The organism is Neorhizobium sp. SHOUNA12A (genome assembly GCF_023006505.1).
Lineage (GTDB): Bacteria > Pseudomonadota > Alphaproteobacteria > Rhizobiales > Rhizobiaceae > Neorhizobium.
Map to the genome: position 1 here is coordinate 122,089 of NZ_JALBGV010000004.1, position 22,946 is coordinate 145,034.

At 61.5% G+C, this 22,946-nt stretch carries 28 protein-coding genes; 16 read left to right on the top strand and 12 right to left on the bottom strand.

Going from position 1 to position 22,946, the window contains the following annotated elements:
* Window position 1: 1 nt before the first annotated feature.
* Window positions 2–475 carry a Cys-tRNA(Pro) deacylase gene (gene ybaK, locus MOV63_RS03325; protein WP_038548349.1) on the top strand — a complete coding sequence of 158 codons (474 nt, stop codon included), beginning with the start codon at window positions 2–4 and terminating at the stop codon, window positions 473–475.
* 8 nt (window positions 476–483) lie between these two features.
* On the top strand, window positions 484–1,371 hold the full coding sequence (locus MOV63_RS03330; protein WP_247031649.1) for an MBL fold metallo-hydrolase: 888 nt from the start codon (window positions 484–486) through the stop codon (window positions 1,369–1,371).
* A gap of 29 nt (window positions 1,372–1,400) precedes the next feature.
* On the opposite strand, the gene MOV63_RS03335 is transcribed toward MOV63_RS03330, so the two are convergent.
* Entirely contained in the window at window positions 1,401–2,210 is an 810-nt protein-coding gene (locus MOV63_RS03335; protein WP_247031651.1) for a hypothetical protein, read from the bottom strand.
* 79 nt (window positions 2,211–2,289) lie between these two features.
* Here MOV63_RS03335 and MOV63_RS03340 point away from each other — a divergent pair, with 79 nt between their 5' ends.
* Genes MOV63_RS03340 through MOV63_RS03350 form a run of 3 tightly spaced genes read left to right on the top strand, consistent with a single transcriptional unit; the run spans window position 2,290 to window position 4,177 of the window.
* Window positions 2,290–3,543 (top strand): aminopeptidase, encoded by a 1,254-nt coding sequence (locus tag MOV63_RS03340; RefSeq protein ID WP_247031653.1) that lies wholly within the window; start codon window positions 2,290–2,292, stop codon window positions 3,541–3,543.
* A 50-nt stretch (window positions 3,544–3,593) separates the two neighbouring features.
* Window positions 3,594–3,890, top strand: coding sequence for a type II toxin-antitoxin system RelE/ParE family toxin (locus tag MOV63_RS03345; protein WP_038548341.1), 297 nt, complete (start codon window positions 3,594–3,596; stop codon window positions 3,888–3,890).
* Entirely contained in the window at window positions 3,890–4,177 is a 288-nt protein-coding gene (locus MOV63_RS03350; protein WP_038548338.1) for an addiction module antidote protein, read from the top strand. Before MOV63_RS03345 ends, MOV63_RS03350 begins: the two co-directional genes overlap by 1 nt.
* Window positions 4,178–4,225: 48 nt before the next feature.
* On the opposite strand, the gene MOV63_RS03355 is transcribed toward MOV63_RS03350, so the two are convergent.
* Window positions 4,226–4,819, bottom strand: a complete 594-nt coding sequence (locus tag MOV63_RS03355; protein WP_247031655.1) for an NAD(P)H-dependent oxidoreductase — start codon at window positions 4,817–4,819, stop codon at window positions 4,226–4,228.
* Window positions 4,819–6,426 carry an exodeoxyribonuclease VII large subunit gene (xseA, locus tag MOV63_RS03360; protein WP_247031657.1) on the bottom strand — a complete coding sequence of 536 codons (1,608 nt, stop codon included), beginning with the start codon at window positions 6,424–6,426 and terminating at the stop codon, window positions 4,819–4,821. The genes MOV63_RS03355 and xseA overlap by 1 nt, the downstream gene beginning before the upstream one ends.
* Before the next feature lie 302 nt (window positions 6,427–6,728).
* Between xseA and MOV63_RS03365 the strand changes: the two genes are divergently transcribed.
* From MOV63_RS03365 to MOV63_RS03375, 3 genes are all read left to right on the top strand, one after another.
* Window positions 6,729–6,992 carry a hypothetical protein gene (locus MOV63_RS03365; RefSeq protein ID WP_038548331.1) on the top strand — a complete coding sequence of 88 codons (264 nt, stop codon included), beginning with the start codon at window positions 6,729–6,731 and terminating at the stop codon, window positions 6,990–6,992.
* 18 nt (window positions 6,993–7,010) lie between these two features.
* The gene (locus tag MOV63_RS03370) at window positions 7,011–7,283 is read left to right on the top strand and encodes a hypothetical protein (RefSeq protein ID WP_247031659.1); all 273 of its coding nucleotides are present in this window, start codon (window positions 7,011–7,013) and stop codon (window positions 7,281–7,283) included.
* Window positions 7,284–7,423: 140 nt separating this feature from the next.
* Window positions 7,424–7,654 carry a hypothetical protein gene (locus tag MOV63_RS03375; RefSeq protein ID WP_038548326.1) on the top strand — a complete coding sequence of 77 codons (231 nt, stop codon included), beginning with the start codon at window positions 7,424–7,426 and terminating at the stop codon, window positions 7,652–7,654.
* An 18-nt stretch (window positions 7,655–7,672) separates the two neighbouring features.
* Here the strand turns inward: MOV63_RS03375 and MOV63_RS03380 are convergent, their stop codons facing one another.
* Window positions 7,673–9,514: a hypothetical protein gene (locus tag MOV63_RS03380; RefSeq protein WP_247031661.1), complete on the bottom strand. Its 1,842-nt coding sequence runs from the start codon at window positions 9,512–9,514 to the stop codon at window positions 7,673–7,675.
* Window positions 9,515–9,650: 136 nt separating this feature from the next.
* Between MOV63_RS03380 and MOV63_RS03385 the strand changes: the two genes are divergently transcribed.
* From MOV63_RS03385 to MOV63_RS03400, 4 genes are read left to right on the top strand one after another with little or no spacing between them, the layout of a single operon-like run.
* Window positions 9,651–10,658 (top strand): glycosyltransferase, encoded by a 1,008-nt coding sequence (locus MOV63_RS03385; RefSeq protein WP_038548323.1) that lies wholly within the window; start codon window positions 9,651–9,653, stop codon window positions 10,656–10,658.
* Entirely contained in the window at window positions 10,655–11,353 is a 699-nt protein-coding gene (locus MOV63_RS03390) for a bifunctional 2-polyprenyl-6-hydroxyphenol methylase/3-demethylubiquinol 3-O-methyltransferase UbiG (RefSeq protein WP_247031663.1), read from the top strand. Before MOV63_RS03385 ends, MOV63_RS03390 begins: the two co-directional genes overlap by 4 nt.
* A 9-nt stretch (window positions 11,354–11,362) precedes the next feature.
* Window positions 11,363–11,725 carry a transporter gene (locus MOV63_RS03395; protein ID WP_247031665.1) on the top strand — a complete coding sequence of 121 codons (363 nt, stop codon included), beginning with the start codon at window positions 11,363–11,365 and terminating at the stop codon, window positions 11,723–11,725.
* Window positions 11,726–11,732: 7 nt separating this feature from the next.
* Window positions 11,733–12,098 (top strand): hypothetical protein, encoded by a 366-nt coding sequence (locus MOV63_RS03400; RefSeq protein ID WP_247031667.1) that lies wholly within the window; start codon window positions 11,733–11,735, stop codon window positions 12,096–12,098.
* Here the strand turns inward: MOV63_RS03400 and MOV63_RS03405 are convergent.
* Window positions 12,095–13,081 (bottom strand): Gfo/Idh/MocA family protein, encoded by a 987-nt coding sequence (locus MOV63_RS03405; protein WP_247031669.1) that lies wholly within the window; start codon window positions 13,079–13,081, stop codon window positions 12,095–12,097. The genes MOV63_RS03400 and MOV63_RS03405 overlap by 4 nt on opposite strands.
* A gap of 191 nt (window positions 13,082–13,272) precedes the next feature.
* Here MOV63_RS03405 and MOV63_RS03410 point away from each other — a divergent pair, with 191 nt between their 5' ends.
* The 3 genes from MOV63_RS03410 to MOV63_RS03420 all read left to right on the top strand — a co-directional run bounded on the left by MOV63_RS03410 (window position 13,273) and on the right by MOV63_RS03420 (window position 15,715).
* Complete coding sequence (locus tag MOV63_RS03410; RefSeq protein ID WP_247031671.1) at window positions 13,273–14,223, top strand: aldo/keto reductase; 951 nt, start codon at window positions 13,273–13,275, stop codon at window positions 14,221–14,223.
* A 60-nt stretch (window positions 14,224–14,283) separates the two neighbouring features.
* Complete coding sequence (locus tag MOV63_RS03415; RefSeq protein ID WP_247031673.1) at window positions 14,284–15,279, top strand: aldo/keto reductase; 996 nt, start codon at window positions 14,284–14,286, stop codon at window positions 15,277–15,279.
* Between the two features lie 76 nt (window positions 15,280–15,355).
* A complete protein-coding gene (locus MOV63_RS03420; RefSeq protein ID WP_247031675.1) occupies window positions 15,356–15,715 on the top strand; it encodes a nuclear transport factor 2 family protein in 360 nt (119 codons plus the stop codon).
* A gap of 15 nt (window positions 15,716–15,730) precedes the next feature.
* On the opposite strand, the gene MOV63_RS03425 is transcribed toward MOV63_RS03420, so the two are convergent.
* The 7 genes from MOV63_RS03425 to infC all read right to left on the bottom strand — a co-directional run bounded on the left by MOV63_RS03425 (window position 15,731) and on the right by infC (window position 21,890).
* Complete coding sequence (locus MOV63_RS03425; RefSeq protein WP_247031677.1) at window positions 15,731–16,348, bottom strand: hypothetical protein; 618 nt, start codon at window positions 16,346–16,348, stop codon at window positions 15,731–15,733.
* An 80-nt stretch (window positions 16,349–16,428) separates the two neighbouring features.
* Window positions 16,429–18,852, bottom strand: a complete 2,424-nt coding sequence (gene pheT / locus MOV63_RS03430) for a phenylalanine--tRNA ligase subunit beta (RefSeq protein ID WP_247031679.1) — start codon at window positions 18,850–18,852, stop codon at window positions 16,429–16,431.
* Between the two features lie 3 nt (window positions 18,853–18,855).
* The gene (locus MOV63_RS03435) at window positions 18,856–19,254 is read right to left on the bottom strand and encodes a hypothetical protein (protein ID WP_247031681.1); all 399 of its coding nucleotides are present in this window, start codon (window positions 19,252–19,254) and stop codon (window positions 18,856–18,858) included.
* Window positions 19,255–19,270: 16 nt separating this feature from the next.
* A complete protein-coding gene (gene pheS / locus MOV63_RS03440; RefSeq protein ID WP_247031683.1) occupies window positions 19,271–20,353 on the bottom strand; it encodes a phenylalanine--tRNA ligase subunit alpha in 1,083 nt (360 codons plus the stop codon).
* A 154-nt stretch (window positions 20,354–20,507) separates the two neighbouring features.
* Window positions 20,508–20,912 carry a 50S ribosomal protein L20 gene (gene rplT, locus MOV63_RS03445; protein WP_037079680.1) on the bottom strand — a complete coding sequence of 135 codons (405 nt, stop codon included), beginning with the start codon at window positions 20,910–20,912 and terminating at the stop codon, window positions 20,508–20,510.
* 39 nt (window positions 20,913–20,951) lie between these two features.
* Entirely contained in the window at window positions 20,952–21,155 is a 204-nt protein-coding gene (gene rpmI, locus MOV63_RS03450; protein ID WP_007751830.1) for a 50S ribosomal protein L35, read from the bottom strand.
* Window positions 21,156–21,353: 198 nt separating this feature from the next.
* Window positions 21,354–21,890: a translation initiation factor IF-3 gene (gene infC / locus MOV63_RS03455; protein ID WP_038548290.1), complete on the bottom strand. Its 537-nt coding sequence runs from the start codon at window positions 21,888–21,890 to the stop codon at window positions 21,354–21,356.
* A 181-nt stretch (window positions 21,891–22,071) separates the two neighbouring features.
* Between infC and MOV63_RS03460 the strand changes: the two genes are divergently transcribed.
* Window positions 22,072–22,875 (top strand): carboxylesterase, encoded by an 804-nt coding sequence (locus MOV63_RS03460; RefSeq protein ID WP_247031685.1) that lies wholly within the window; start codon window positions 22,072–22,074, stop codon window positions 22,873–22,875.
* The last annotated feature ends 71 nt before the right edge of the window (window positions 22,876–22,946 follow it).

Here is a 22,946-nt window from a genome sequence, read left to right on the forward strand (position 1 = left end):
CATGTCCAAGACAACCCGCGCCACCCAGATGCTCGAAAAGGCCGGTATCGCCTTTGCCACCGTCACCTATGACTACGACCCGAATGCGGACCGGATCGGGATGCAGGCGGCGGAGGCGATCGGCGAGGAGCCGCGCCGTGTCCTGAAGACGCTGATGGCGGAAGTGGACGGCAAAGCGGTCTGCGTCGTGGTGCCGTCGGACCGTGAAGTCTCGATGAAGAAGCTTGCAGCGGCATTCGGCGGTAAGTCGGCGAACATGATGAAGCCCGCCGATGCGGAACGGGCGACCGGTTATCATGTCGGCGGCATCAGCCCCTTCGGCCAGAAGAAACTGGTGCCGACCGCGATCGAGATCACCGCGCTCGACGAGCCGCATGTCTTCATCAATGGCGGCCAGCGCGGACTGCAGGTGCGGCTCGACCCGAAGGCGGCCCGCGACGCACTGAAGGCGGTCGCAGCGCCGCTGGTGGCATGATGGTGATCATGAGTGAAATGACTTCGACCCTTCGAATTCTCGAGCCCTATCCCGGCATCTTCGCCTATTACGATGGCCGGGTGCCCGGCAAACGGCTGCATGCGAAAAGCGCAAACTGGCTGGACGACGGCGCCTATTCGCTGGGCGTCGCGTCCTATGCGATCGTCGATCAAGGCGAGGCGCTGGTCTGTGACACCCATATCTCGCTCAGTCACGCTAAAGCGATCCGCACCCATCTGGAAGGGCTCGGCGTCAGGAAGATCCGCACCGTGCTCAGCCACTGGCACAAGGATCATATTGCTGGAAACGCGATCTTTGCCGATTGTGAAATCATCGCGCTGACGCTGACGGCCGAGAAGCTGAAAGAAAACCGCGAGAAGATCGAAAGCGCCAATCCACCGATCTCACCTCTCATCATGCCGACGACGCTGTTCGATGGCCAGCTCGATCTGACGGTCGGCCGCCGTCGGATCGAGCTGCATCATTTCGCCATCCACAGCGCCGACGGCAACGTGATCTGGCTGCCGCAAGAACGGCTTCTGTTCGCCGGCGACACGCTGGAAGACACCGTCACCTATATTTCGGAAGCGGCCGAGATCGGTACGCATATCGGCGAACTCGCGCGGATGGCCTCCTGGCCGATCGCAAAAATCCTGCCGGCGCATGGCGATGCGGAGCGCATCGCGGCCGGTGGTTATGGGCCGGACCTGATCGACGCCAACCGCGCCTATCTGCGCCGCATGGCGGGCGCCATCGCCGCCGGCAAGGATATCGATCCCTCGCTGAAGTCGCTCGTCGCAGAAGAAATCGCCTCGGGCGCCGTGCTTTATTTCGCGCCTTACGAAGAGGTTCATGCCAGCAACATTGCCGCGGTCAAGGCGGCGCTGCAGCGCTGACCGGCCGGATGAACCGGCGGATCAAATCATCACGGCCATTTCGCCGACCATTGCTTGAGAGCGGCAAGCGCCGGTGCCGGCCATCTGCGGACCGCCGGACGCAGGATGATCTTCTTTCCCATCGGCTTCCAGGCGAGATAAAGCTTTCTCGCCGAAATATCGGCGGCGACCAGCGCCTCGACCTCGGTGCACATATGCGGCATGCAGGCTTCACCGATATAAAAACCGTTCTTGAACGCTCCGCTGCCGGGTCCGGTGATGGAGTTCTCGAATTCCTGTCGATGCTCGCCAAGCATGGCGTTTGCCGTATCGGCGATCGGACCAATGCCGAGAAGTTCGGAAGGGTGCTCCGCCTTCTTCATGTCATCCCACCCCATCGTCGCATTCGGCTGGAAGGCGACCTTGCCTGCCTCGGCGAAACCTTTTCCGGGCGTCCAGGTCCAGCGCAGGCTCGGCTGTCCGGGGATGGCTTCGGTTGCAAGCAGAAGGTGATCGCCCTCTGCCGCAATCGAAGCGGCACCGCGGCAATCGTCCATCGGCTCGTCGACGCGCGGCTCTCCGCCCGGTGGAAACGAGACGACCAGGGGTGAACCCGGGCATGCGTTGCCGCCGTCCGAACTCACCACCACGACGAATGGTACGCCCGCGACCAGACCGACATTGTCGATCAGCAGGAAGCGATTGGAATGGACCTGCCTGCCGTCGATCGTCAGTTTCTCCTCATCGTCATCGGATGCGATGGCCACCTGATGGTCGAACATGGTCGCTGCAAAATCTGCCGAGAGACTGACGGAGGCCGAGGCGCCGAAGAGAACGGCGCCTAACAAGGCGGTTTTCATGAACATCGATCCCTGAGCTTCAATTTTGCCCCAAACCTCTTTAAGTCTCTTCGATGACAGAAATCAGGTGAGGTCTCTCATGACAATCGTGCCGAATTTTCAAACCGTCGTCGATCCTCAAAAGCTCGAAAAGCTGGCGGAAGTGGCCATCAAGGTGGGCTTGCGCCTCGAGAAGGGCCAGGATCTGGTGATCACGGCACCGATCGCCGCCCTGCCGCTCGTGCGGCTGATCACCAAACACGCGTATATCGCCGGTGCCGGCATCGTCTCGACCTTCTATTCCGACGAAGAAACGACCCTCGCGCGCTACCAATACGCGTCCGATGCAAGCTTCGACAAGGCATCCGGCTGGCTCTATGACGGCATGGCCCAAGCCTATGCCAACGGTGCCGCACGACTTGCCATTTCCGGCGACAATCCGATGATGCTCTCCGGCCAGGACCCGGCCAAGGTGGCGCGCGCCAACAAGGCCAATTCCATGGCCTACAAGCCGGCGCTCGAAAAGATCGCCAACTTCGACATCAACTGGAACATCGTTTCCTACCCCAACCCTTCCTGGGCGCGCCAGGTCTTTCCCGACGTTCCGGAAGACGTCGCGGTCGGCAAGCTGGCGGACGCGATCTTCGCCGCCTCCCGCGTCGATCTCGCCGATCCAGTCGCAGCATGGGCCGAACATAACGGCAATCTCAAGAAGCGCTCCACATGGCTCAACGGCGAGCGCTTTTCGGCGCTCCATTTCACCGGCCCGGGCACCGACCTGACGGTCGGCCTTGCCGACGGCCACGAATGGCATGGCGGCGCCTCAACGGCCAAGAACGGTATTACCTGCAACCCCAACATCCCGACCGAAGAGGTCTTCACCACGCCGCATGCGCTGAAGGTCGAAGGCCATGTCTCCAGCACCAAGCCGCTCTCGCACCAGGGCACGCTGATCGACAATATTCAGGTGAAGTTCGAAGGCGGCCGGATCGTCGAGGCGAACGCTTCGAAGGGCGAGGAAGTGCTGAACAAGGTGCTCGATACCGACGAAGGCGCCCGCAGGCTCGGCGAAGTGGCCTTGGTGCCGCATTCCTCGCCGATCTCCAGGAGCGGCATCCTGTTCTACAACACCCTGTTCGACGAAAACGCCTCCTGCCACATCGCGCTCGGCCAGTGCTATTCGAAATGCTTCCTCGACGGTGCGTCGCTCAGCCAGGACCAGATCAAGGCCCAGGGCGGCAATTCGAGCCTGATCCACATCGACTGGATGATCGGCTCCGACAAGGTCGATATCGACGGTCTGCGCGCCGACGGCGCCAAGGTGCCGGTGATGCGCAAGGGCGAGTGGGCCTGATTAGCTCATGATCCGTTGACCATATGTAGTTTTTAAACTACATATGGTCCGTGTTCGAGCTCAAGCAGACGGAAACGTTTCTGAAATGGCGCACGCGTCTGAAGGACGAGCGTGCTCGCGCATTGATAGCCTCGCGTCTGGACCGGCTCGCTTTCGGGCATGCCGGAGATGTGGCCCCCGTCGGTGAAGGTGTCAGCGAACTGCGCATCCATCATGGGCCGGGTTACCGCGTCTATTTTCAGCAGCGCGGTGACATCCTAATCGTTCTTCTGTGCGGTGGCGACAAAAGCAGCCAGGCAAAGGACATCAAGGCTGCAAAGCGACTGGCGATGGAATGGAGTGAGTGATGGCTGAAAAACTAACCGTTTACGATCCAGCCGAAGACCTGGGCTCCGATCAGGCGATTGCGGCATTTATGGCCGAAGCTTTCGAGACGGAGGACGCGGCCTACATTGCGCATGCCTTAGGGGTGGTTGCCCGTGCCAAGGGGATGATGCAGATTGCCAAAGACACCGGTCTTTCCCGAGAGCAGCTCTATCGTTCCTTTAGCGCCACCGGAAACCCGACGCTCAAGACGACGATTGCAGTGATGAAATCGTTGGGGATCGAGTTGACCGCCAAGGCCCATTCCTGATCAGGCCGAGGCCAAGACCGTCGCTATCGCCGATGTGGGCCGAACGGCCTATCGCAGCGCCTGGAGCGCCGTCTTCACGCGCTCCAGATGCCGCCGGCGCTTTTCGTCGGTGGTCCGGTCCATGTCGTGCAGCGCCAGCATGCGGAAATCGACTTTTCTATTGCAGAAGATCGCAATGCCGCGCCTGAGCTGACGGCGCACGGGGTCTCCCATATAGAACTTCACGACCCACCAGGGCGAACCTGTGGTCGTGAAGGCCCAGAAATGGCGGATGTTGGTGAGCAGCGGGACGATCCTTCCGCCTGCCTTGTCGTGGCGGAAGGCGACACCTGGCGCGAAGACACGGTCGAAGAAACCCTTCAGCACCGCCGGCAGGTTGAACCACCATTGCGGAAAGACCAATATCAGCGCCTCGGCCTTCTGCAGCCGCGCCACGAAATCCGCCACCTCCGATGTATCATAGGGCACATCGAAGTAAGCGCGCCGTTCGTGTTCCGTCAGCCGCGGATCAAAACTCTCCGAATAGAGATCGAGCAGCTCCACCGTATGGCCGTTCGCCTCCAGCGTCTCGCGTGCCACGCGGGCAACCGAATGCGCAAAACTTTCCGGCAGCGGATGGGCAAGCACCAGGAGCACATGCATCAGAAGAGCGTGCCCTGTTTTGGCGCGCCTCCGGGCGGCTCCGGTTTCGCCGGTCGCTTCTTGGGCTGAGGCGCCGCAACGGGAGGATCGGCCAATTCGCCGCCCTCACCTGTCACCGCCGTAATCCGGCCGTCGGCAAATTCCACGGAGATCGCCTGCCCCTCGCCAATGCCGGCAGCGCGTGTCAGCGGCCGGTCGTCCTCGCCGCGCACCACGGCAAAGCCGCGCTTCAGCACGTTCTTGTAGGAGAGCGATTGCAGCACGCGGTCCTGCGCGGTGATCGCCGCACGGCTGCGGATCAGCGTGTGCGAGATCGCCGTATCCGCATGACGGGCCATTGACGTGAGGTGCAGGCGCTCGCGCTGCAACTGGCCGAGCAATCTTGCCGGGAGCGCCGAAAGCGATGCGCCGGCCTTGGCAACGCGGTTGTTCTCCTTCAGCAATTGCCGTTCCAGACAGCGGTCGCCGCGCGTCAGCCGGTCGGCCAGCAACTGCCGCTGCTGGGCAAGGCGGTTGGTCAGCAGTTCCAGCCGCAGCCCGGAAGAGGCTCGTTCGAAGCTGCGGCGCTTGACCACCGTGGTGCGCTCCAGCCCGCGGCCGAGACCGGCCGCCGCTTCGTCGAAACGCCGGCGGGGCAAAGCCAGCAGCTGGTCGAGCGAGGGAAGCGCGCGGACCAGCGCACGGACCGACTGACGGCTCTGGTCCATCTGGCGGCTGGCGGCGCCCCGCAAGCGGGCGGTTAGATTGGCGGCCTGCGCTTCCAGATCCGCCTTGACCGGCACCGCCATTTCAGCGGCCCCTGTCGGCGTCGGCGCACGGATGTCGGCGGCGTGGTCGATCAGCGTCCAGTCAGTTTCGTGGCCGACGGCCGAGATCAACGGGATCTCGCTCTCCGCCGCGGCACGCACAACGGCCTCGTCGTTGAAACTCCAGAGATCTTCGAGACTGCCGCCGCCGCGCGCGACGATCAGCACGTCCGGCCGCTTGATCGGCCCGCCGGGCGCCATCGCATTGAAGCCACGGATTGCGGCCGCCACCTCGTCGCCCGATCCTTCGCCTTGCACCTTGACCGGCCAGACGATGACATGCACCGGAAAACGGTCGGCGATGCGATGCAGGATATCGCGGATGACGGCGCCGGTCGGTGAGGTCACGACACCGATCACCTGCGGCAGGAAGGGAAGAAGCCGCTTCCGGCTCTGGTCGAACAGACCCTCGGCCCCTAGCCTGCGTCGCCGCTCCTCGAGCAGCGCCATCAGCGCGCCAGCGCCTGCCGGTTCCAGGTTCTCGATGACGATCTGATATTTCGAGGATCCCGGGAAGGTGGTTATCTTGCCCGTGGCGATCACTTCCATACCCTCTTCCGGGCGGAATTTGATACGGGGGAAAGTGCCCTTCCAGATCACGGCATCGATCCGGGCGCGATCATCCTTCAGCGAGAAATAGGCGTGGCCTGAGGAATGTTGGCCGCGATAGCCGGAAATCTCGCCACGTACCCGCACGTGGTCGAACGCATTTTCCACCGTGCGCTTGATCGAGCCGGACAGTTCCGACACCGAAAATTCGGTGAGGTTCGTGGGCGAATCGTTGTCGAGCAAACTGGTCATCCTTCCCTTCTAAAGGAAGAGCGCGGCGATTTCACCAGTTCCAGGCGGCGGAAACGGGGATGATGTGCCCTCAAAAAGAACGTTTCGAATGGCTCTTTCAATGATGCAACAAGGGCCGGCCCCGCGGGCGGTTCGTGCCCAAGTATTTGGCGTTGCATCTTTTCTTCTGCCGAAGAAACCACATTTTCTTCTGCGGAAGGGCCGGAAGCCTGCGGTACAGCGCTTTTTTAAGCCTCGCATTTTCCCCGCCAGAAAGAGGAGAGCGACAATGACGGACAGCGATATTCAAGGAGATTTCGTCCATGCCCGACCGTTTCGCCAATACCCAAGCCTCGCTTTCCGGCCCCGCGTCCTCCGGCTTTGCGATCACGCCCAGCGACAGTGCAGATCTGCCGGAGGCGACGCGCGCTCTTTATGTGGGAACCGGCGGCCAGTTGTCCGTGCGGATGCTTTCGGGCGAGACGCTGACGCTTTCAAACGTACCGACCGGGGGCTTGCTTCCGTTGCGGGTGACCCGCGTATTTGCCACCGGCACGACGGCGGTGGCGATCGCCGGCCTCGTCTGAGAAAAATGGCGGGTGGCGATGCAGCCTAAACCTTTGCTGCTCCGCTTCGAGGACAGGCGGCAGGCAATGTCCGTGCTCGGCGAGATCGGCGTCGCGTTCGATGCCGTCTCGGGTGACGGCATCATCCGCAAGCCGACCGGGGAGACGGCCGAATTCGAGGGCGAGGTCGTCGCCCTTACCTGTCCGGTCTCCGGTTATCATGTCCGACTTGTCTGGAAGGGAGAGCTGCCGCGCGCGCTGGCACCATATCTTGTGAATCGCGGCGCTTCAGGCAAAGACCAGACCCATTGAGCATGGCTTAGCCGCACCGAATCAGATCGTATCGAAATCGTCGTGGGGTGCATTGACGCCTGCCACGCATCGGAACGAAAGCATTTGTTAGCACGTTGCTAATACGCTCGTGCCCTTGAGGCAGATGAGGAGATATCCGCGTGCTTTTCCTGACCGCTGCATCGATAGGCATCTGCGTCGGCATGATGCGGTCCGCGTTCTCGATCGCTTTCATCGCAGTCATGATCACCGCGACATTTGCACTTGCGACCGCCGTGTCGCCCGGCCCGGCGTCCTATTTCAATCTGCTGATTGCGATCCTCGGCTACAATGCCGGATTGATTGCGTTCCTCACCGGCCTTTTCGCCCTGCAGACCCGCCGCGCGGCTTAAGGGCGTTTTATCCCGTTATCAATTCCCGTCCGGCAGCACCCTATAGAGGCGGAAACCGCTTTTGCTCGGTTGTCCGAACGGCTGCAGATAATCAGGTACCTGGCCGCGGGCGAGGCTGGCATAGAGCCCGTCCGGCTTGCGCCTGATCAAGGCGTCGGTCTGCGGATCTGCCTTGCAGAAAGCGAGCGCCGTCACGCCGGCACCTCTCAGAAAGGCCTTTGCTTCGCCTGGCTGGGCGAGACCTATGTAGAGTTCGGTCAGCATGCCTTTCTGGTTACGATGATAAGGTGCCGACAGGGCCCTGTGAGGGGTCCAGCGCAGGATATCCGCCCCGCTGTTGGAGGGCGCGACTATGACGCCCGTGGGCAAGGTGTTCAATGCGGCCATGTCCGCCGGATCACCGCACTCGCCGACTTCGCCGCCGAAAATGCCGGCCCCGGAGAGCGCCCGCATGTCGGCCGCTTGCTTCCAGCCATTGACCGCAAGGACGCCGCCCAAGGCCCAGACGACAGGCACGGACATCAGCACGGCGCTGATATAGGCAAAGGCCGTGCTGGGGTTCTCGGGATCGGCCGCGGAGGCGCGCCGCAGATCGGTGATCAGCAGCGACAACGGCAGGATGGCCAGCATATTGGAAAAGAAAGCGCCCCGCACCTGCAGCAGCGCGATTCCCCATGACGCCCCGATCAGCGCCAGCAGCACGAGATGGAGTTCCGTCTCCTCGCGCTTCAGGCTGCGGACAAGGCAAACGACAATCGCAAAGAGCCCGACGGCGTAGAACCCACCGACCATTTCCGGCTCTGCCTGGGCTTCGGCGAAGACCGAGCGCGCCTCCGTGACGCCGTTCAGCCATAGCTCGACCAATAGCGGATCGAGCGTGCCGAGCGGATCGCCGAGGCATTGCGGCGCGATGATGCGGGCCGTCAGCAGCAGCACCCCGCCGGTGACACCGGCCAAGGCGACGCGGAAAGGGCGACTGCGCTGTTTCGGCAGGCTTGCGAGGAGAAAGAGCGCAGCTCCTCCCAGTGCGGAAAGCGCATAGAAGCCGAGTGAAAAGTTATCGCAGGTGACGACCGCATAGGCGCGCGGCGGGATCGTCAGGAAGAAAGCCGCCGAGACGGACAACGCCAGCGAGAGGCCGAAGAAACGGGCCGGCCGGGAAAATGCCTGGCCATGCCAAACCCACTGAAGCGCGACGCAGACGCAAACGACGGCAACAAAAGGTGTCGTTTCGACCCCGATTGCCAATGCCAGCGCGCAGGCGACGGCAGCGACGACATAGCTCGATGCGCGCTTCTGCGGATCGACCAGCATGGCGGCGATCCACATGACGAGCGTGAGCTGGACGTTGTGGTGGTCGATGGAACCGGGCTTGAAGCGGACGCAGCCGAGGACGAAGAGCGCACCCAAGCCGAGCGCGATGTGCATGGTCGCCACGCCGGCCAATCTGCGGACAGCCAGGCCGAGCGGCACGAGCAGAAGCGGCACCAGAAGAAGAGGCCAGATCGTGACAACGACGGCTTCGGCCTTGCCCGGAGTGAGGAAGAGCGAAAACAACCGGATCAGCAGACCGATCGGCAGATCGATCAACCGCGACCAATGCATCAGCGTGCCGCCCTCGATACCGAGCCGGTACTGGGTCAGGTCGAACCAGTTCTGGCCGCCGAGAAAATCCCTGATCTCGACGAGCCGCATGACGTCGTCATTGTCGGCTCCGACGTAATCCTTGGCATCCGAGAGAAAAAACGCGAGAGCTATGACGGCGGCGATGGCCGCATAAAGAACCACCGCCGGCAGAAGCCGCGACAGTAGCGGCACGGCGGGCCGGCCGGCCGCCCTCGATAGGGATCTGTCTGCCATGTTTTCCGTCATCTTGGTGCGGACTTTTCGCCTGTTCGAGGGTTGAGGAAACCTAGCCTTAACCTTCCCAAGAAATAGTAAAGCCTGCGGCACGGGAAATTCCCGCGTTCGGTTTTCCGTGTATCGAGTGAAAAACATGAGCGACGCCCTGACCGGCCATTTCGACATCGCGATCCTGCTGCCCTGCTATAACGAGGCGATGACCATCGCCGGCGTGGTGCGCGGTTTCCGCGAGGCGCTTCCCGGTGCCCGGATCTATGTCTACGACAACAATTCCACGGACGGCACCGCCCTCCAGGCGATGCTCGCGGGCGCCCTCGTCATGCGCGAGCGTCGGCAGGGCAAGGGCCATGTGGTGCGCCGCATGTTCGCCGACATCGAGGCGGATATCTACATCATGGCCGACGGGGACGGCACCTATACGCCGCAGGATGCGGAGGAACTGGTCCGCACGCTCTTGACCGAGCGCGCCGACATGGTGGTCGGCACCCGGCGCGGGGTGCATGCGGATGCGGGTCGGCAGGGCCATGCGGCCGGCAACCGGCTGTTCAACTTCCTCTACCGGACGATGTTCGCGCCCGACTTCACCGACATCTTCTCCGGTTACCGGGCCTTCTCGCGCCGGTTCGTGAAGAGCTTCCCGGCTGTCTCCGGCGGATTTGAGATCGAGACCGAAATGTCGGTGCATGCCTCGCTGCTGAAGCTGCCGGTCTGCGAGATCGAGCTCGATTACGGAAGGCGGCCCGAAGGCTCGCATTCCAAGCTCTCGACCTTCAAGGACGGCGCCAGGATCCTCTGGATGTTCGCGATGCTGATGAAGGAAACGCGGCCGTTCGCCTTTTTCGGCCTGATCAGCGGCGCCTTCATGGCAGCGAGCCTGATCTTCATGGCGCCGGTCCTGGTTGCTTATTTCCAGACCGGCCTCGTGGAGCGCATGCCCACCTGGGTGTTCTCGCTGGTGCTGATGCTGGTTTCCTTGCTGATCTTCACCGCCGGCCTGATACTCGATTCCGTGTCGCGCGCCCGCGCCGAACAGCTTCGTATCCACTACATGAGCCTGCCGGCCAGCGTGCATGTCGCCGATCCGGCACAGATCGCGGTCCGGGGGCCCAAGCCGGAACGGCGCAGGACCAAAGCGGCATGAACCGGGAAACCACCAACCGCATCCGCTTCGTCATCGAAGACCTGCTGCCGCCGATCCTCAGGGATTCGCCGCTTTTCCTCTGGCTCGCCAAGCGCGTCTGGGGCGACCATATCAGCCATCTCGCCAGTTTTCGGGAGCGGGCGCCGTTCCTGACGGAGGAGGAATACGCGGACCTCTACCGCAACCATCCGCGCGTCCATGAGGGCACGGACAATTCGGCGGCCTGCATCCGGCGGATTAATTCGATGATTACCGGCACAAGCGTCTGCGACGTCGGATGTGGCACCGGTGCGCTGCTCACCCATATTCGCGCCGCCCATCCCGAACTCACGCGTCTCGTCGGCGTCGATTTCGTCGTCGAGGATGCGGCCGCGATCGAAGGTGTCGAATATGTCGCCGCCAAGATCGAGGACCTGCCGTTTGCCGACGGCGAGTTCGATACCGTAGTCTGCACCCATGTGATCGAGCATGTGCTGGAATACAGGGAGGCGGTTGCGGAACTCAGGCGGATCGCCAGAAAGCGGCTGATCATCGTCGTGCCCCGCGAACGGGAATCCCGCTACACGTTCAACCCGCATTTCAACTTCTTCGCCTACACCCATTCTTTCCTGCGCGCCGCCCATCCGGTACCGGAGGTCTATGTCTGCGAGGATATCGGCCGCGACATCTTCTACAGCGAAGACCGGCCGGGCTGAGGATATTCGATGTTCGCCTCGCTTTCCCCCATCACCTGGCTCGGGCTTCTCGGAACGCCGCTGCTGATCGCCATGGGCCAGGTCCTGTTCAAGATGACCAGCTCCACCGCCGGTAACTTTTCGGTGCGCGGGCTCCTCGCGCTCGCCGCCAATCCGGTGCTGCTCGCCGCACTGGCGCTTTATGGTTTCGGCACGGTCGTCTGGATCTATGTGCTGAAATCCGTGCCGCTGACGCTCGCCTATTCCTTCATGGGGCTGACATTCTGTTTCGTGCCGCTGCTGGCGCAGCTTTTCTTCGGCGAACCGCTGACGTTCCGATATGCACTTGGGACCGTGCTGATCTTTGCCGGTCTGCTGGCCATCAACGGCTGACCGCACGATGACCAGCCGCGCCCGGTTTGCCATTCTCCTCGCGCTGCTGATCACCGTCGATGCGCTGCTACTGCAGGTCCTGACTACAGAGACCGAGGCCGGCACGCTTGTAGACCGCCTAATGTCGCTGAGCGGCGGCTTGGTTGCTGCACTGGCCCTGCACAGAATATTGCCCGCGGCTTCGGATCACGTGCGCCAGCCAGGTTTCTGGCCGCTCGTCACGATCGGCCTTGTGCTGAACTACGGAATTTTCGCAGCGCTGGCGTCACGCGCGCCGCAGGTGCAGCCGCTCGTGCATTTCGGCTTCGCCTGGGCCTGCGCGCTCGTCTTCGGCGGTTTCGGGCTCTACCGCATCCGTCGTTGGCGGGACTAGACCGTTTCCCACCCGTCGTGGCCGCCAGCACGGTAGATGGCGTCGATGAACTTCTGGTTCTTCAGCGAATTCTCGAGCGTCACGACTTCGACCGGCTCGCCCTTGACTGCCTTCGCGAAGGCTTCCGCCTGGCGCTTGTATTGGCGGCTGTCCGGAAAACGGAATATCTGCGACACCGCGTGGTTCTGATTGGTGAGCTCGATTTCTTCGGCGCCCCAGCGGCCGGCATTGAACGGCGACTTGACCTCGATGTAGCCCTCGGTGCCGTGGAAGACCATCAGCTGGCGGGCGGCCATCTGGGTCGCGATATAGAACGTCATTTCGAACGAACCGAAATCTGCCTTGACGCTGGAATAGATATCCGTGCCGAAACCGGGATCGCGTTCCACCCGCGCCTGTATCCTTTGCGGTTCCTGGCCGGTCACGAAACGTGTGGTGATCGTCGGGTAGACGCCGATATCCGGCAGGGCTCCGCCGCCGAGTTCCGGGATATTGCGCATGTTGGACGGATCGCGGTTGAAATAGCTGAACGAGCCCTGCACGTGCTTCAACTCGCCGATCGCCTTTTGGCTCACCAGCTCGCGCACCTTCAGCCAGACCGGTGCGTAAGTGACCATGAACGCTTCGCAGATCAGCTTGCCGGTGCGGTCGCGCACCTTGATCAGGTCCTCGATCTCGCTCGCCTTGATCGCGATCGGCTTTTCGGACAGCACATGCTTGCCGGCTTCGGCGGCCTTGATCGACCATTCGACATGCTGGCTGGAAGGCAGCGGAATATAGACGGCGTCGATGACGTCGGAGGCCAGCATCTCTTCGTAGGAACCGAAGGCGTGCGGGGCACCGAAACGGTCGGCGAGCGCCCGCGCCTTGGCGAGATCACGGCTGGCAAAGGCGGTGACGACGCAGTTCTCCGCGTCCTGGATCGCCGGCGCCACTTGTTCATGGCCGATCCTGGCAGTCGACAGGATTCCGAAACGCAGCATGTGAACCTCCCCATGGCATTGCTGCCGCACCTTATTGGCCTGCCGGCACCCACGCAACGGCAGGCCGGATGCGACGCTTGAAAAAGTGATCGCCCGCCCAAAATAGAGACTGGTCGGCGGCGGAACATCGGCTAATCTCAGGCTCCTTTCCCAAGCTCATCCCACTCACTTAAAAATTTTGGAGGAATATCATGGAGCTGCGCGCACTCGGCCGGACCGGCCTTTCCATTTCCCCCGTCGTTCTCGGCGGCAACGTGTTCGGCTGGACCGCCGACGAAAGGACGTCGTTCGACATCCTCGACCGGTTCTTCGATGCCGGCTTCAACACGATCGATACGGCCGACAGCTACAATCGCTGGGTGCCCGGCCATGTCGGTGGCGAGTCCGAAGCGATCATCGGCAAATGGCTGAAGAGCGGCGGCACCTCCCGCGACAAGGCAATCATCGTCACCAAGGTCGGATCCGACATGGGCCAGGGCAAAAAGGACCTGTCGGCCAAGTGGATCCTCGAAGAGGTGGAAAATTCCCTGCGTCGCCTGCAGACCGACCATATCGACCTCTATCTCGCCCACTGGCCGGACGAGGCCGTGCCTTACGAGGAAACGCTCGGCGCCTTCGCCAAGCTGAAGGAACAGGGCAAGATCCGGGGGATCGGCTGCTCCAACCTCGACGCGAAAATGCTGCAGGATAGCTTCGACGCTGCCAAGCAAGCCGGCCTGCCGCGCTACGACGTGCTGCAGCCGCAATACAATCTCTATGACCGCGACACGTTCGAGGGTCCGCTTGCCGACCTTTGCGTCAACGAAGAGATCGGCGTCATCAACTATTACGGCCTCGCTTCCGGCTTCCTCACTGGCAAATACCGCGATAAGGCCGACACCGAGGGCAAGGCGCGCGGCGGCAAGGCGCTCGGTTATCTCAACGACAAGGGCCTGCGCATCCTCGCAGCCCTCGACGAGGTCTCGGTCGAAACCAATGCCGAGGTCGCCTCGATCGCGCTCGCGTGGCTGATCCAGACCCGCGGCGTCACCGCGCCGATCGCCAGCGCCACTAGCGTCGGTCAGCTCGACGCGATCATCGCCGCCGGCAACCTGACGCTTTCGGCCGACCAGATGAAGCTGCTCAACGAGGCCGGCGCCTGATCAATTCGGCGGGCGCCGCGAGACGCCCGTCAGTTTTTGCGATTACAGAAGGAGGCTCTCATGGAAATGAGGAAGCTCGGAAAAGAACTGACCGTGTCCGCCGTCGGTCTCGGCTGCATGGGCATGAGCCATGGTTACGGCGGCCAGGACGAACAGGAAGCGATCAGGACCTTGCACCACGCCGTCGATCTCGGCGTTAATTTCTTCGATACGGCAGAAGTCTACGGTCCTTTCAAGAACGAGGAACTGCTCGGCAAGGGACTGAAGCCCTTCCGCGACAAGGTGGTCATCGCCACCAAATTCGGTTTCAGGATCGACCCGAATGCCTCCGACGCTCGGGCAATGTCCGGCCTCGACAGCCGGCCGGAACATGTGCGCGACGTGGCGGAAGCCTCGCTGAAGCGCCTCGGCGTCGAGGTGATCGACCTTTTCTACCAGCATCGTGTCGATCCGAACGTGCCGATCGAGGATACGGTCGGGGCGATGGCCGAACTGGTGAAGGAAGGCAAGGTGCGTGCGCTCGGGCTTTCCGAGGCGGGTGCCGCCGCCATTCGCCGCGCCCATGCGGTCCATCCGATTACGGCGCTCCAGAGCGAATATTCGCTCTGGACCCGCGAGCCGGAAGGCGAGATCCTCGACACCTGCCGCGAACTCGATATCGGTTTCGTGCCGTTCAGCCCGCTCGGGCGCGGTTTCCTCACCGGCAAGATCCAGAAGCCGGAGGATTTCGGTCCGGACGACTTCCGCAACACGCTGCCGCGATTCAGCGCCGAGAACATGGCCGCCAACGCCGCTCTGGTGAAGATGCTGGAGGACATGGCAGTCCAGAAGGGCGTCACAGCCGCGCAGCTGGCGCTGGCCTGGGTCCTCGCGCAGGGCGATTTCATCGTGCCCATCCCGGGCGCCAGAAAAATCCCGCATCTGGAACAGAACGTCGCGGCGACGGAAATTTCGCTCTCGGCGGACGAGCTTAAGACGCTTGGCGACCTGCTTGCTCCTGAGAAATTTTCCGGGACCCGCTATGCGGCGCAGGCGATGGCCTGGACGAACCGTTAAGTTTGCCCTTGCTAACGCAAGCTCGGGCTTCCATCTTTCCGTGTTAGTATGCTGGCGCTAACACGGGAGAAGATCGATGTCCGAGGAGCAGGCCGTTCAGGCGGTGATCCATCTCTATGTGGACGGAATGACGTTTGCGCATGAAGCGGCGCTTCGGAAGGCATTCCACCCCAAGGCCTGTATCATCGGCAATTACGATGGCGCGGTCGAATGGCTGTCGCTCGACGACTTCATCGGGGCGGTCACATCGGAAGGTGCGGCACCCGCCGATACACAGCCGCTGATCCAGATCGAGGCGCTCGACGTCACCGGCGACGCCGCGACGGTCAAGGTCGTCGACCAGTTCGCCGGCATGCGATTCTCGGATTATCTCTCGCTTCTGAAGATCGACGGCCGCTGGGTGATCGTCAACAAGCTCTATCACCTGCATTCCTGAACGGTCCGCCATCGCTTACCGTTTAAGCCCCGGAAACCCAATGTAGTGCTCGGAATGATCGCCTTCGTTGTTGGGCATCCCGATCTTTGTGAGCACGCCGCGCGGCTCGGCGAAGCTGCGGATGCGGCGGGCGGGTTTTTCGTGCCACTGGATGTTCATCGCCCAGAGTTTCGGAAAGACCATGATCGACGAGTAAGGCAGGTGGTCGTGGATCCACCAAGCCATCTTCTGCCAATCGCCGTCGTCGTGATAGTTGTCGACCAACCAGGGGAAGACGACGCAGGCGGTAGCACCCATGAAGCCCTTGGCATCGCGCCGATCCCAGATATGGTCGGCCGCCGTGTTGGCATTGGAGGAGCAATTGAGATTGTTCTTGTTGCCGAATTCGTTGACCTTAGCGCAGCGATAACCGGAGCGCAGGTGCAGCCGCCCAAACGTTGCCTGTAAGGGTTCCAGCAGTTCCTCGCAAAGATGCCGGCCAGCCTCGATCGCCAGATCCGGATCTTCCGGAATGTTCGGGATCGCGTAGAAATTGGCGATCTCCGAAAACAGGAAATCGCGGAAGAAGAAGTTCTTCGACAGCCTCACCCGGCCGAGTTCCTCAAGTCCTTTCATCGATCCCGGTGTGCGCATCCGTTCCTCCAAAATAAAAAGCCTGCCCCACATCATCCATGAGGCAGGCTATCTTTCAGAGGTGATTCAGGCCACCCGTTTCAGGCGCGCAGAGTTCCACCCGTGGTCTTTTCGACATTGGCGACGATCTTGGCCGTCAGCGCGTCGAAATCCTCGTCAGTCAGCGTGCGCTCGGCCGGCTGGATCAGCACTTCGATCGCAATCGACTTCCGGCCCTCACCGAGCGATGCGCCCTCGAACACGTCGAAGACGTTGACGCCGGCGATCAGCTTGCGGTCGGCGGTCGACGCCGCCTTGACGATCGCGCCGGCCTCGACATCGCTCGAAACCACGAAGGCGAAGTCGCGCTTGACGGCCTGGAACGGCGAAAGCTCCAGCGGCGGCTTGGTGCGCGTCGCCTTCTTCTTCGGCTCAGGCATGGCGTCAAGGAAGACCTCGAAACCGCAGAGAGCGCCGGAAACGTCAAGGGCGCCGAGCGTCTTCGGGTGGAACTCGCCGAAATAACCGAGCACGACTTTCGGACCCATCTTGATGGTGCCGGAGCGGCCGGGATGATACCATTCCGGTGCGCCCTTCTCTATCTGCACATTACCCATCGGCAGGCCGCAGGCTTCGAGCACCGCGAGCGCATCGGCCTTGGCATCGAAGACATCGACCGGCTTGCCGCCGCCCTTGGCATTGTTCGACCAGAGACGGCCGGTGCCGTTGATCGAGGCCGTGCCGCGACGAATGCCGCCGGCAACGCGGCGCTGGCCTTCCGGCCTGTCGCTTTCGTAAGTGCCGGACACTTCGAAGATCGCCACGTCACCAAAGCCCTTGTCGGCATTACGCTGCGCCGCAGACAGCAGGCCCGGCAGCAGCGACGGCCGCATGTCGGACATGTCGGCTGCAATCGGGTTGGCGAGCTTCAGCGCCCGGGCGCCGCCGCCGAAGAGCTTTGCCTGATCTTCCGGAATGAAGGACCAGGTGACGGCTTCCAGCATGCCGCGCGAGGCAAGCGCCCGCTTGGCGGTGCGGGTGCGGATCTGCAGGGTTGTCAGGATCTTGGCATTGACGCTCGACAGTTTTTCGATCGGTTCGGGCTTGATCTGGTCGACGCCATGGATGCGCATGACCTCTTCGACGAGATCGGCCTTGCCGTCGACGTCAGGACGCCAGGAAGGTACGGTGACGGAAACGCGTTCGCCGGAGCCTTCGACTGCAAAACCGAGGCGCGTCAGGATATGACGGCTTTCCTCGGTCGAGACTTCAAGGCCGGTCAGGCGTTTCACTTCCGCATAAGGGAAATCGACGATCTTCGGCTGATATCCCTTGTAACCGACGACTTTCGCTTCCGCGGCGACGCCGCCGCAGAGTTCCAGCACCAACTGGGTGGTGCGGTCGAGGCCGGGAACCATATATTCCGGATCGACGCCGCGCTCGAACCGGTAGCGGGCATCGGTGATGATGCCGAACGAACGGCCGGACTTGGCGATGTTGATCGGGTCCCAGAGCGCGGATTCGATCAGCACGTCGACGGTGTTCTCGTCGCAGCCGGAATGTTCGCCGCCCATGATGCCGCCGATCGACTCGACGCCGTTGTCATCTGATATAACGACGTTGCTGGGGTTCAGCTTGTATTCGCGCGTATCCAGCGCCAGCACCGTCTCGCCGTCCAACGCGCGGCGCACCGTCAGGTCGCCCTTCACCTTGGCGGCATCGAAGACGTGCATCGGCCGGCCATGGTCGAAGGTCATGAAGTTGGTGATATCGACCAGCGCGTTGATCGGGCGAAGCCCGATCGCCTTCAGCCGCTGCTGCATCCACAGCGGGCTCGGGCCGTTTTTGACGCCGCGCACGAGGCGCAGGCCGAAACCGGGGCAGAGCCGCTCGTCGTCGAGAATGATCTTGAGACCGACGGAGGTCTGGCCTTCTGTCTTGAAGTCCGGCTTTGCCTGAGGTTTCAGCGTGCCGAGACCAGAGGCCGCCAGATCGCGGGCGATGCCGTGGATCGAGGTGCAGTCCGGACGGTTCGGCGTCAGGTTGATCTCGATGACCGGATCGTCGAGGCCGGCATAAGAAGCGAACGGCGTGCCGACGGGAGCATCCTCGGCCAAATCGATGATGCCGTCGTGATTGTCGGACATGTCGAGCTCTTTTTCCGAGCACATCATGCCGTGGCTTTCGACGCCGCGGATGTTGCCGACGGCGAGCGTGACATCAATCCCCGGAACGTAAGTTCCAGGTTTCGCGAAGGCACCGATCATGCCGGCGCGTGCGTTGGGGGCACCGCAGACGACCTGCACCGGCTTGCCGTCGCCGGCATCCACCATCAGCACCTTGAGCCGATCGGCGGACGGGTGTTTTTCGGCCGAGAGAACCTTGGCGATGACGAACGGCTTGTAGGCCGCCTTGTCGTCGACATCCTCGACTTCGAGGCCGATCGCGGTCAGGCGCTCGCAAATTTCATTGAGGGTCGCATCCGTTTCCAGATGATCCTTCAGCCAGGAGAGTGTGAATTTCATCGCCTATTCTTTCAACTCATGGAATCTCAGGATTGTAAAATCTTGCGATGCGGGCAGCAAACCGAGCTCTCGCCGAACCTGTGACCTTACGTATTTCATCAACTCACTGGTGTCCGATTGCCCTGTTGATTTAAGGTCATCGCAAAAAACCTTCGTCAGCTTGAGAAGCTCCGAATCTCCCAATAGCTGAATTCTGTCGACGGCACGCTCGATCGCTTGCACCTCGTCCTTCGGATCTAGGAAAGATGGTGCGGCAATAGCGTCGTAGGTCTCAATTAGATATCTCACTATCAGCTCGCGGCGCTTGCTTTCCCGTTCTCTCCGACCGGTGAGAAGATGATTTACGAGCGCAACAATTCCTCCACCAATCGCCGCGCTCACCAATGCCAGCAATGCAGTCACGAGGGTCTCTTGCATTTTAGCTGCTCAACCCACCAAACAGCGTCGGCATGTCGAGCGGGCGGAAACCGTAGTGGTTCATCCAGCGGACGTCGGCGTTGAAGAAGTCGCGCAGGTCCGGCATGCCGTATTTCAGCATGGCGATACGGTCGAGGCCCATGCCCCAGGCAAAACCCTGGAACTCGTCCGGATCGAGCCCGCCGGCGCGCAGCACGTTCGGGTGCACCATGCCGCAGCCGAGGATTTCCATCCAGTCGGTGCCTTCGCCGAACTTGACGATCGGGCCGGAGCGGTCGCACTGGATGTCCACTTCGAAGCTCGGCTCGGTGAACGGGAAGAAGGACGGGCGGAAGCGCATGGTGACGCTGTCGACCTCGAAGAAGGCCTTGCAGAACTCTTCGAGGATCCAGCGCATGTTGCCGACATGCGACTTGCGGTCGACCACTAGTCCTTCGACCTGATGGAACATCGGCGAATGGGTGGCGTCGCTGTCCTGACGGTAGGTCTTGCCGGGGATGATGATGCGGATCGGCGGGCTCGAGGCTTCCATCGTGCGGATCTGCACCGGTGAAGTATGGGTGCGCAGGACCTTGCGCTCGCCATTCTCGTCGGGCTGGAAGAAGAATGTGTCGTGCATCTCGCGGGCCGGATGGCCTTCCGGGAAATTCAGCGCCGTGAAGTTGTAGTAGTCGGTCTCGACATCCGGGCCCTCGGCGATCGAGAAACCCATGTCGCCGAAGATGGCGGTGATCTCGTCGACGATCTGGCTGATCGGATGAATACGGCCGCGCTCGGCGGGCGAGGAGCGCACCGGCAGCGAGATGTCGACCGTCTCGGCCTTGAGACGCGCCTCGATCGCCGCGTCCTTCAGCACCGACTTACGCTCGGTGATGGCGTCGGTGATCTCGTTCTTCAGCGCGTTGATCGCCGCGCCGCGGGTCTGGCGCTCTTCCGCCGACATCGAGCCCAGCGTCTTCAGGAGCTCGGAGACCGAGCCCTTCTTGCCGAGAGCGCCGACGCGCACGGCCTCGATCGCCGCCTCGTCACTGGTGCCGGCGATTTCCGCCAGAAGCGAAGTTTTCAGGTTTTCCAGATCGGACATGGTTTCTTCCGTTTGATGCTCGGCGAGATCTATTGCGAGGTCGTGACGGCTGTTTGGGGATGACGTGCGGACTGCAAAAGAAAAACCCGCGCCAGCCGTAACCAGCGCGGGTTTCCCAAAATCAGTAAAGCTAAATAAGCTTGGGAAGCGCTGGTTAACGAACCGCGCTTTCAAACTCGTTGGTGGTGCCGGCTTCCTTGAGGTAATCAAGCGCCTTCTTGGCAGCAGCAACCAGAGCGCCGAATGCTTCCGGCTCATGGATTGCCATGTCGGAGAGGACCTTGCGGTCGACTTCGATGCCAGCCTTGTTGAGGCCGTCGATGAAGCGGCCGTAAGTCAGGCCGGATTCGCGGACGGCAGCATTGATACGCTGGATCCACAGAGCGCGGAAATTGCGCTTCTTGACGCGACGGTCGCGCGTGGCGAACTGACGCGAGCGATCGACGGCAGCCTTGGCGGCCCGGATCGTATTCTTGCGGCGGCCGTAGAAGCCCTTGGCTGCCTTCAAAGTCTTGGTGTGCTTGGCGCGGGAAGTGACGCCCCGTTTTACGCGTGCCATGTCATGATCTCCTTAACTGATCCAAAAGTGACGAGGGTCTCAGAGACCGTTCGGCAGGTAGTTCTTGATAACCTTCTTGCCATCGGGTTCGGCAAGGATCATCGTTCCGCGTGCATCGCGGATGAACTTGTTGGACCGCTTGATCATGCCGTGGCGCTTGCCAGCGGCTGCTGCAACGACTTTGCCGGTCGCGGTGATCTTGAACCGCTTCTTGGCAGCCGATTTCGTCTTCATCTTGGGCATTTTGCTACTCCAGTTTTGTATCGAAACCACAGACGATGCTGGTTTCAAGCATTTAGAACAGCCACGGCATGCCCTGCCGGACCGTTCGGAACGCGCGCTTATAACCGCAGTCGGTCAAAAGCGCAATGGGAAAGAAGACATGACGAAAATCCGGCGGCCAAGCCAGCCGGTCCGTCGAAAAGGCATCCGGTGCGGCGCTTATTTCGGCGCCAGCACCATCATCATCTGGCGGCCTTCGAGCTTCGGCTCAGCTTCCACCTTGGCAATTTCCAAAGTATCGTCCTTCACCTGAAGCAAAAGCTTCATGCCGAGTTCCTGGTGGGCCATTTCGCGGCCGCGGAACTTCAGCGTCACCTTGACCTTGTCGCCCTCTTCAAAGAAACGGTTCATCGCCTTCATCTTCACGTCATAGTCATGCGTGTCGATGTTGGGCCGCATCTTGATTTCTTTGATTTCGACGATCTTCTGCTTCTTGCGGGCTTCTGCCGCTTTCTTCTGGTTCGCATATTTCAGCTTGCCCAGGTCGAGGATCTTGCACACCGGCGGCTCGGTGTTCGGCGAGATCTCAACGAGATCGAGGCCGGCGTCCTCAGCCATCTTGAGAGCCTGCTCGGTCGGAACGATACCAAGGTTCAAGCCTTCGGCATCGATAAGCTGGACCTTGGGAATGCGAATTTCCCGGTTGGAGCGCGGCCCGTCCTTAACAGGGGCATCGGTTTTGAATGGTCTGCGGATGGTCGTATTCTCCTAGATTGTTTCGGACCGCAGCGACACATTGACAGCGTCCGGCTTGCGGCCGACGGCAATGTCGTGATCGCTACGGCGAAGTCAATAGCATAGCCGCGCGAAAAAATCACCTGCTGTCCTATGCCTAAGAATCTGTTTTATAAGCGCGGCAAAACCTCAGGATTCCGCCATGACCGACGCAGCCAACCTCACCCGCAAAACGATCACCGTCGGTTCTGGAACGCTTGCGCGGGAGATCGCGATCATCCATCGGGCCGCGCGCAAGAAGACGTCGGGACCTGCCTTCGTCTGGCTCGGCGGCTACCGGTCGGACATGACCGGCACCAAGGCCGTCGAACTCGACGCGCTCGCCGGCGAACTCGGGCTCGCATCCATCCGCTTCGATTATTCCGGCCACGGCGCGTCCGGCGGCGCCTTCCGCGACGGCACGATCTCGCGCTGGCTGGAAGAAGCTGCCGCCGTTCTCGACGACATCAGGCCGAAACGTGTCATCCTGGTCGGCTCCTCGATGGGCGGCTGGATCACGCTGCGCCTGGTGCAGGAACTGAAGAAGCGGAAGAGGGCCGCAAAAGTCGACGGCATCGTCCTCATCGCTCCGGCGCCGGATTTCACGGCGGAACTGATCGAACCGAAGCTTACCGAGGTTGAGCGGCAGTCGCTTGCCGAACGCGGCTATTTCGAGGAGCGCTCCGAATACAGCGCCGAACCCAATATCTATACGCGCGACCTGATCGAGGATGGCCGCAAAAACTCGGTGATGACAGGGATTATCGAGACCGGCTGCCCGGTGCATATCCTGCAGGGCATGAAGGATCCGGACGTGCCCTACGCCCACGCGCTGAAGCTCGTCGAGTTCCTGCCGGCCGACGATGTCGTGCTGACGCTGATCCGGGATGGAGACCACCGGCTTTCCAGGCCCCAGGATATCGAAAAATTGAGAACCGCGGTCTCGGCCCTAATACTTAATGATTAAATTTTGGGCTGATACAAAAATGTTGCAGCCTTAACCATAATGCGAATGGTGAGCCGTTAACAAAAGTCACC

Excerpts from the sequence above, each read along its gene's own strand:
- MOV63_RS03420 (WP_247031675.1), top strand. The coding sequence starts at position 15,356 with ATGTCCGAGGAGCAGGCCGTTCAGGCGGTGATCCATCTCTATGTGGAC.
- MOV63_RS03400 (WP_247031667.1), top strand. The coding sequence starts at position 11,733 with ATGACCAGCCGCGCCCGGTTTGCCATTCTCCTCGCGCTGCTGATCACC.
- MOV63_RS03390 (WP_247031663.1), top strand. The coding sequence starts at position 10,655 with ATGAACCGGGAAACCACCAACCGCATCCGCTTCGTCATCGAAGACCTG.
- pheT (WP_247031679.1), bottom strand. The coding sequence starts at position 18,852 with ATGAAATTCACACTCTCCTGGCTGAAGGATCATCTGGAAACGGATGCG.
- MOV63_RS03370 (WP_247031659.1), top strand. The coding sequence starts at position 7,011 with ATGCAGCCTAAACCTTTGCTGCTCCGCTTCGAGGACAGGCGGCAGGCA.
- MOV63_RS03350 (WP_038548338.1), top strand. The coding sequence starts at position 3,890 with ATGGCTGAAAAACTAACCGTTTACGATCCAGCCGAAGACCTGGGCTCC.
- MOV63_RS03425 (WP_247031677.1), bottom strand. The coding sequence starts at position 16,348 with ATGCGCACACCGGGATCGATGAAAGGACTTGAGGAACTCGGCCGGGTG.
- MOV63_RS03460 (WP_247031685.1), top strand. The coding sequence starts at position 22,072 with ATGACCGACGCAGCCAACCTCACCCGCAAAACGATCACCGTCGGTTCT.
- MOV63_RS03380 (WP_247031661.1), bottom strand. The coding sequence starts at position 9,514 with ATGGCAGACAGATCCCTATCGAGGGCGGCCGGCCGGCCCGCCGTGCCG.
- MOV63_RS03340 (WP_247031653.1), top strand. The coding sequence starts at position 2,290 with ATGACAATCGTGCCGAATTTTCAAACCGTCGTCGATCCTCAAAAGCTC.
- pheS (WP_247031683.1), bottom strand. The coding sequence starts at position 20,353 with ATGTCCGATCTGGAAAACCTGAAAACTTCGCTTCTGGCGGAAATCGCC.
- rpmI (WP_007751830.1), bottom strand. The coding sequence starts at position 21,155 with ATGCCCAAGATGAAGACGAAATCGGCTGCCAAGAAGCGGTTCAAGATC.
- MOV63_RS03385 (WP_038548323.1), top strand. The coding sequence starts at position 9,651 with ATGAGCGACGCCCTGACCGGCCATTTCGACATCGCGATCCTGCTGCCC.
- rplT (WP_037079680.1), bottom strand. The coding sequence starts at position 20,912 with ATGGCACGCGTAAAACGGGGCGTCACTTCCCGCGCCAAGCACACCAAG.
- MOV63_RS03365 (WP_038548331.1), top strand. The coding sequence starts at position 6,729 with ATGCCCGACCGTTTCGCCAATACCCAAGCCTCGCTTTCCGGCCCCGCG.
- ybaK (WP_038548349.1), top strand. The coding sequence starts at position 2 with ATGTCCAAGACAACCCGCGCCACCCAGATGCTCGAAAAGGCCGGTATC.
- MOV63_RS03415 (WP_247031673.1), top strand. The coding sequence starts at position 14,284 with ATGGAAATGAGGAAGCTCGGAAAAGAACTGACCGTGTCCGCCGTCGGT.
- MOV63_RS03410 (WP_247031671.1), top strand. The coding sequence starts at position 13,273 with ATGGAGCTGCGCGCACTCGGCCGGACCGGCCTTTCCATTTCCCCCGTC.
- xseA (WP_247031657.1), bottom strand. The coding sequence starts at position 6,426 with ATGACCAGTTTGCTCGACAACGATTCGCCCACGAACCTCACCGAATTT.
- MOV63_RS03335 (WP_247031651.1), bottom strand. The coding sequence starts at position 2,210 with ATGAAAACCGCCTTGTTAGGCGCCGTTCTCTTCGGCGCCTCGGCCTCC.
- MOV63_RS03355 (WP_247031655.1), bottom strand. The coding sequence starts at position 4,819 with ATGCATGTGCTCCTGGTGCTTGCCCATCCGCTGCCGGAAAGTTTTGCG.
- MOV63_RS03330 (WP_247031649.1), top strand. The coding sequence starts at position 484 with ATGAGTGAAATGACTTCGACCCTTCGAATTCTCGAGCCCTATCCCGGC.
- MOV63_RS03405 (WP_247031669.1), bottom strand. The coding sequence starts at position 13,081 with ATGCTGCGTTTCGGAATCCTGTCGACTGCCAGGATCGGCCATGAACAA.
- MOV63_RS03395 (WP_247031665.1), top strand. The coding sequence starts at position 11,363 with ATGTTCGCCTCGCTTTCCCCCATCACCTGGCTCGGGCTTCTCGGAACG.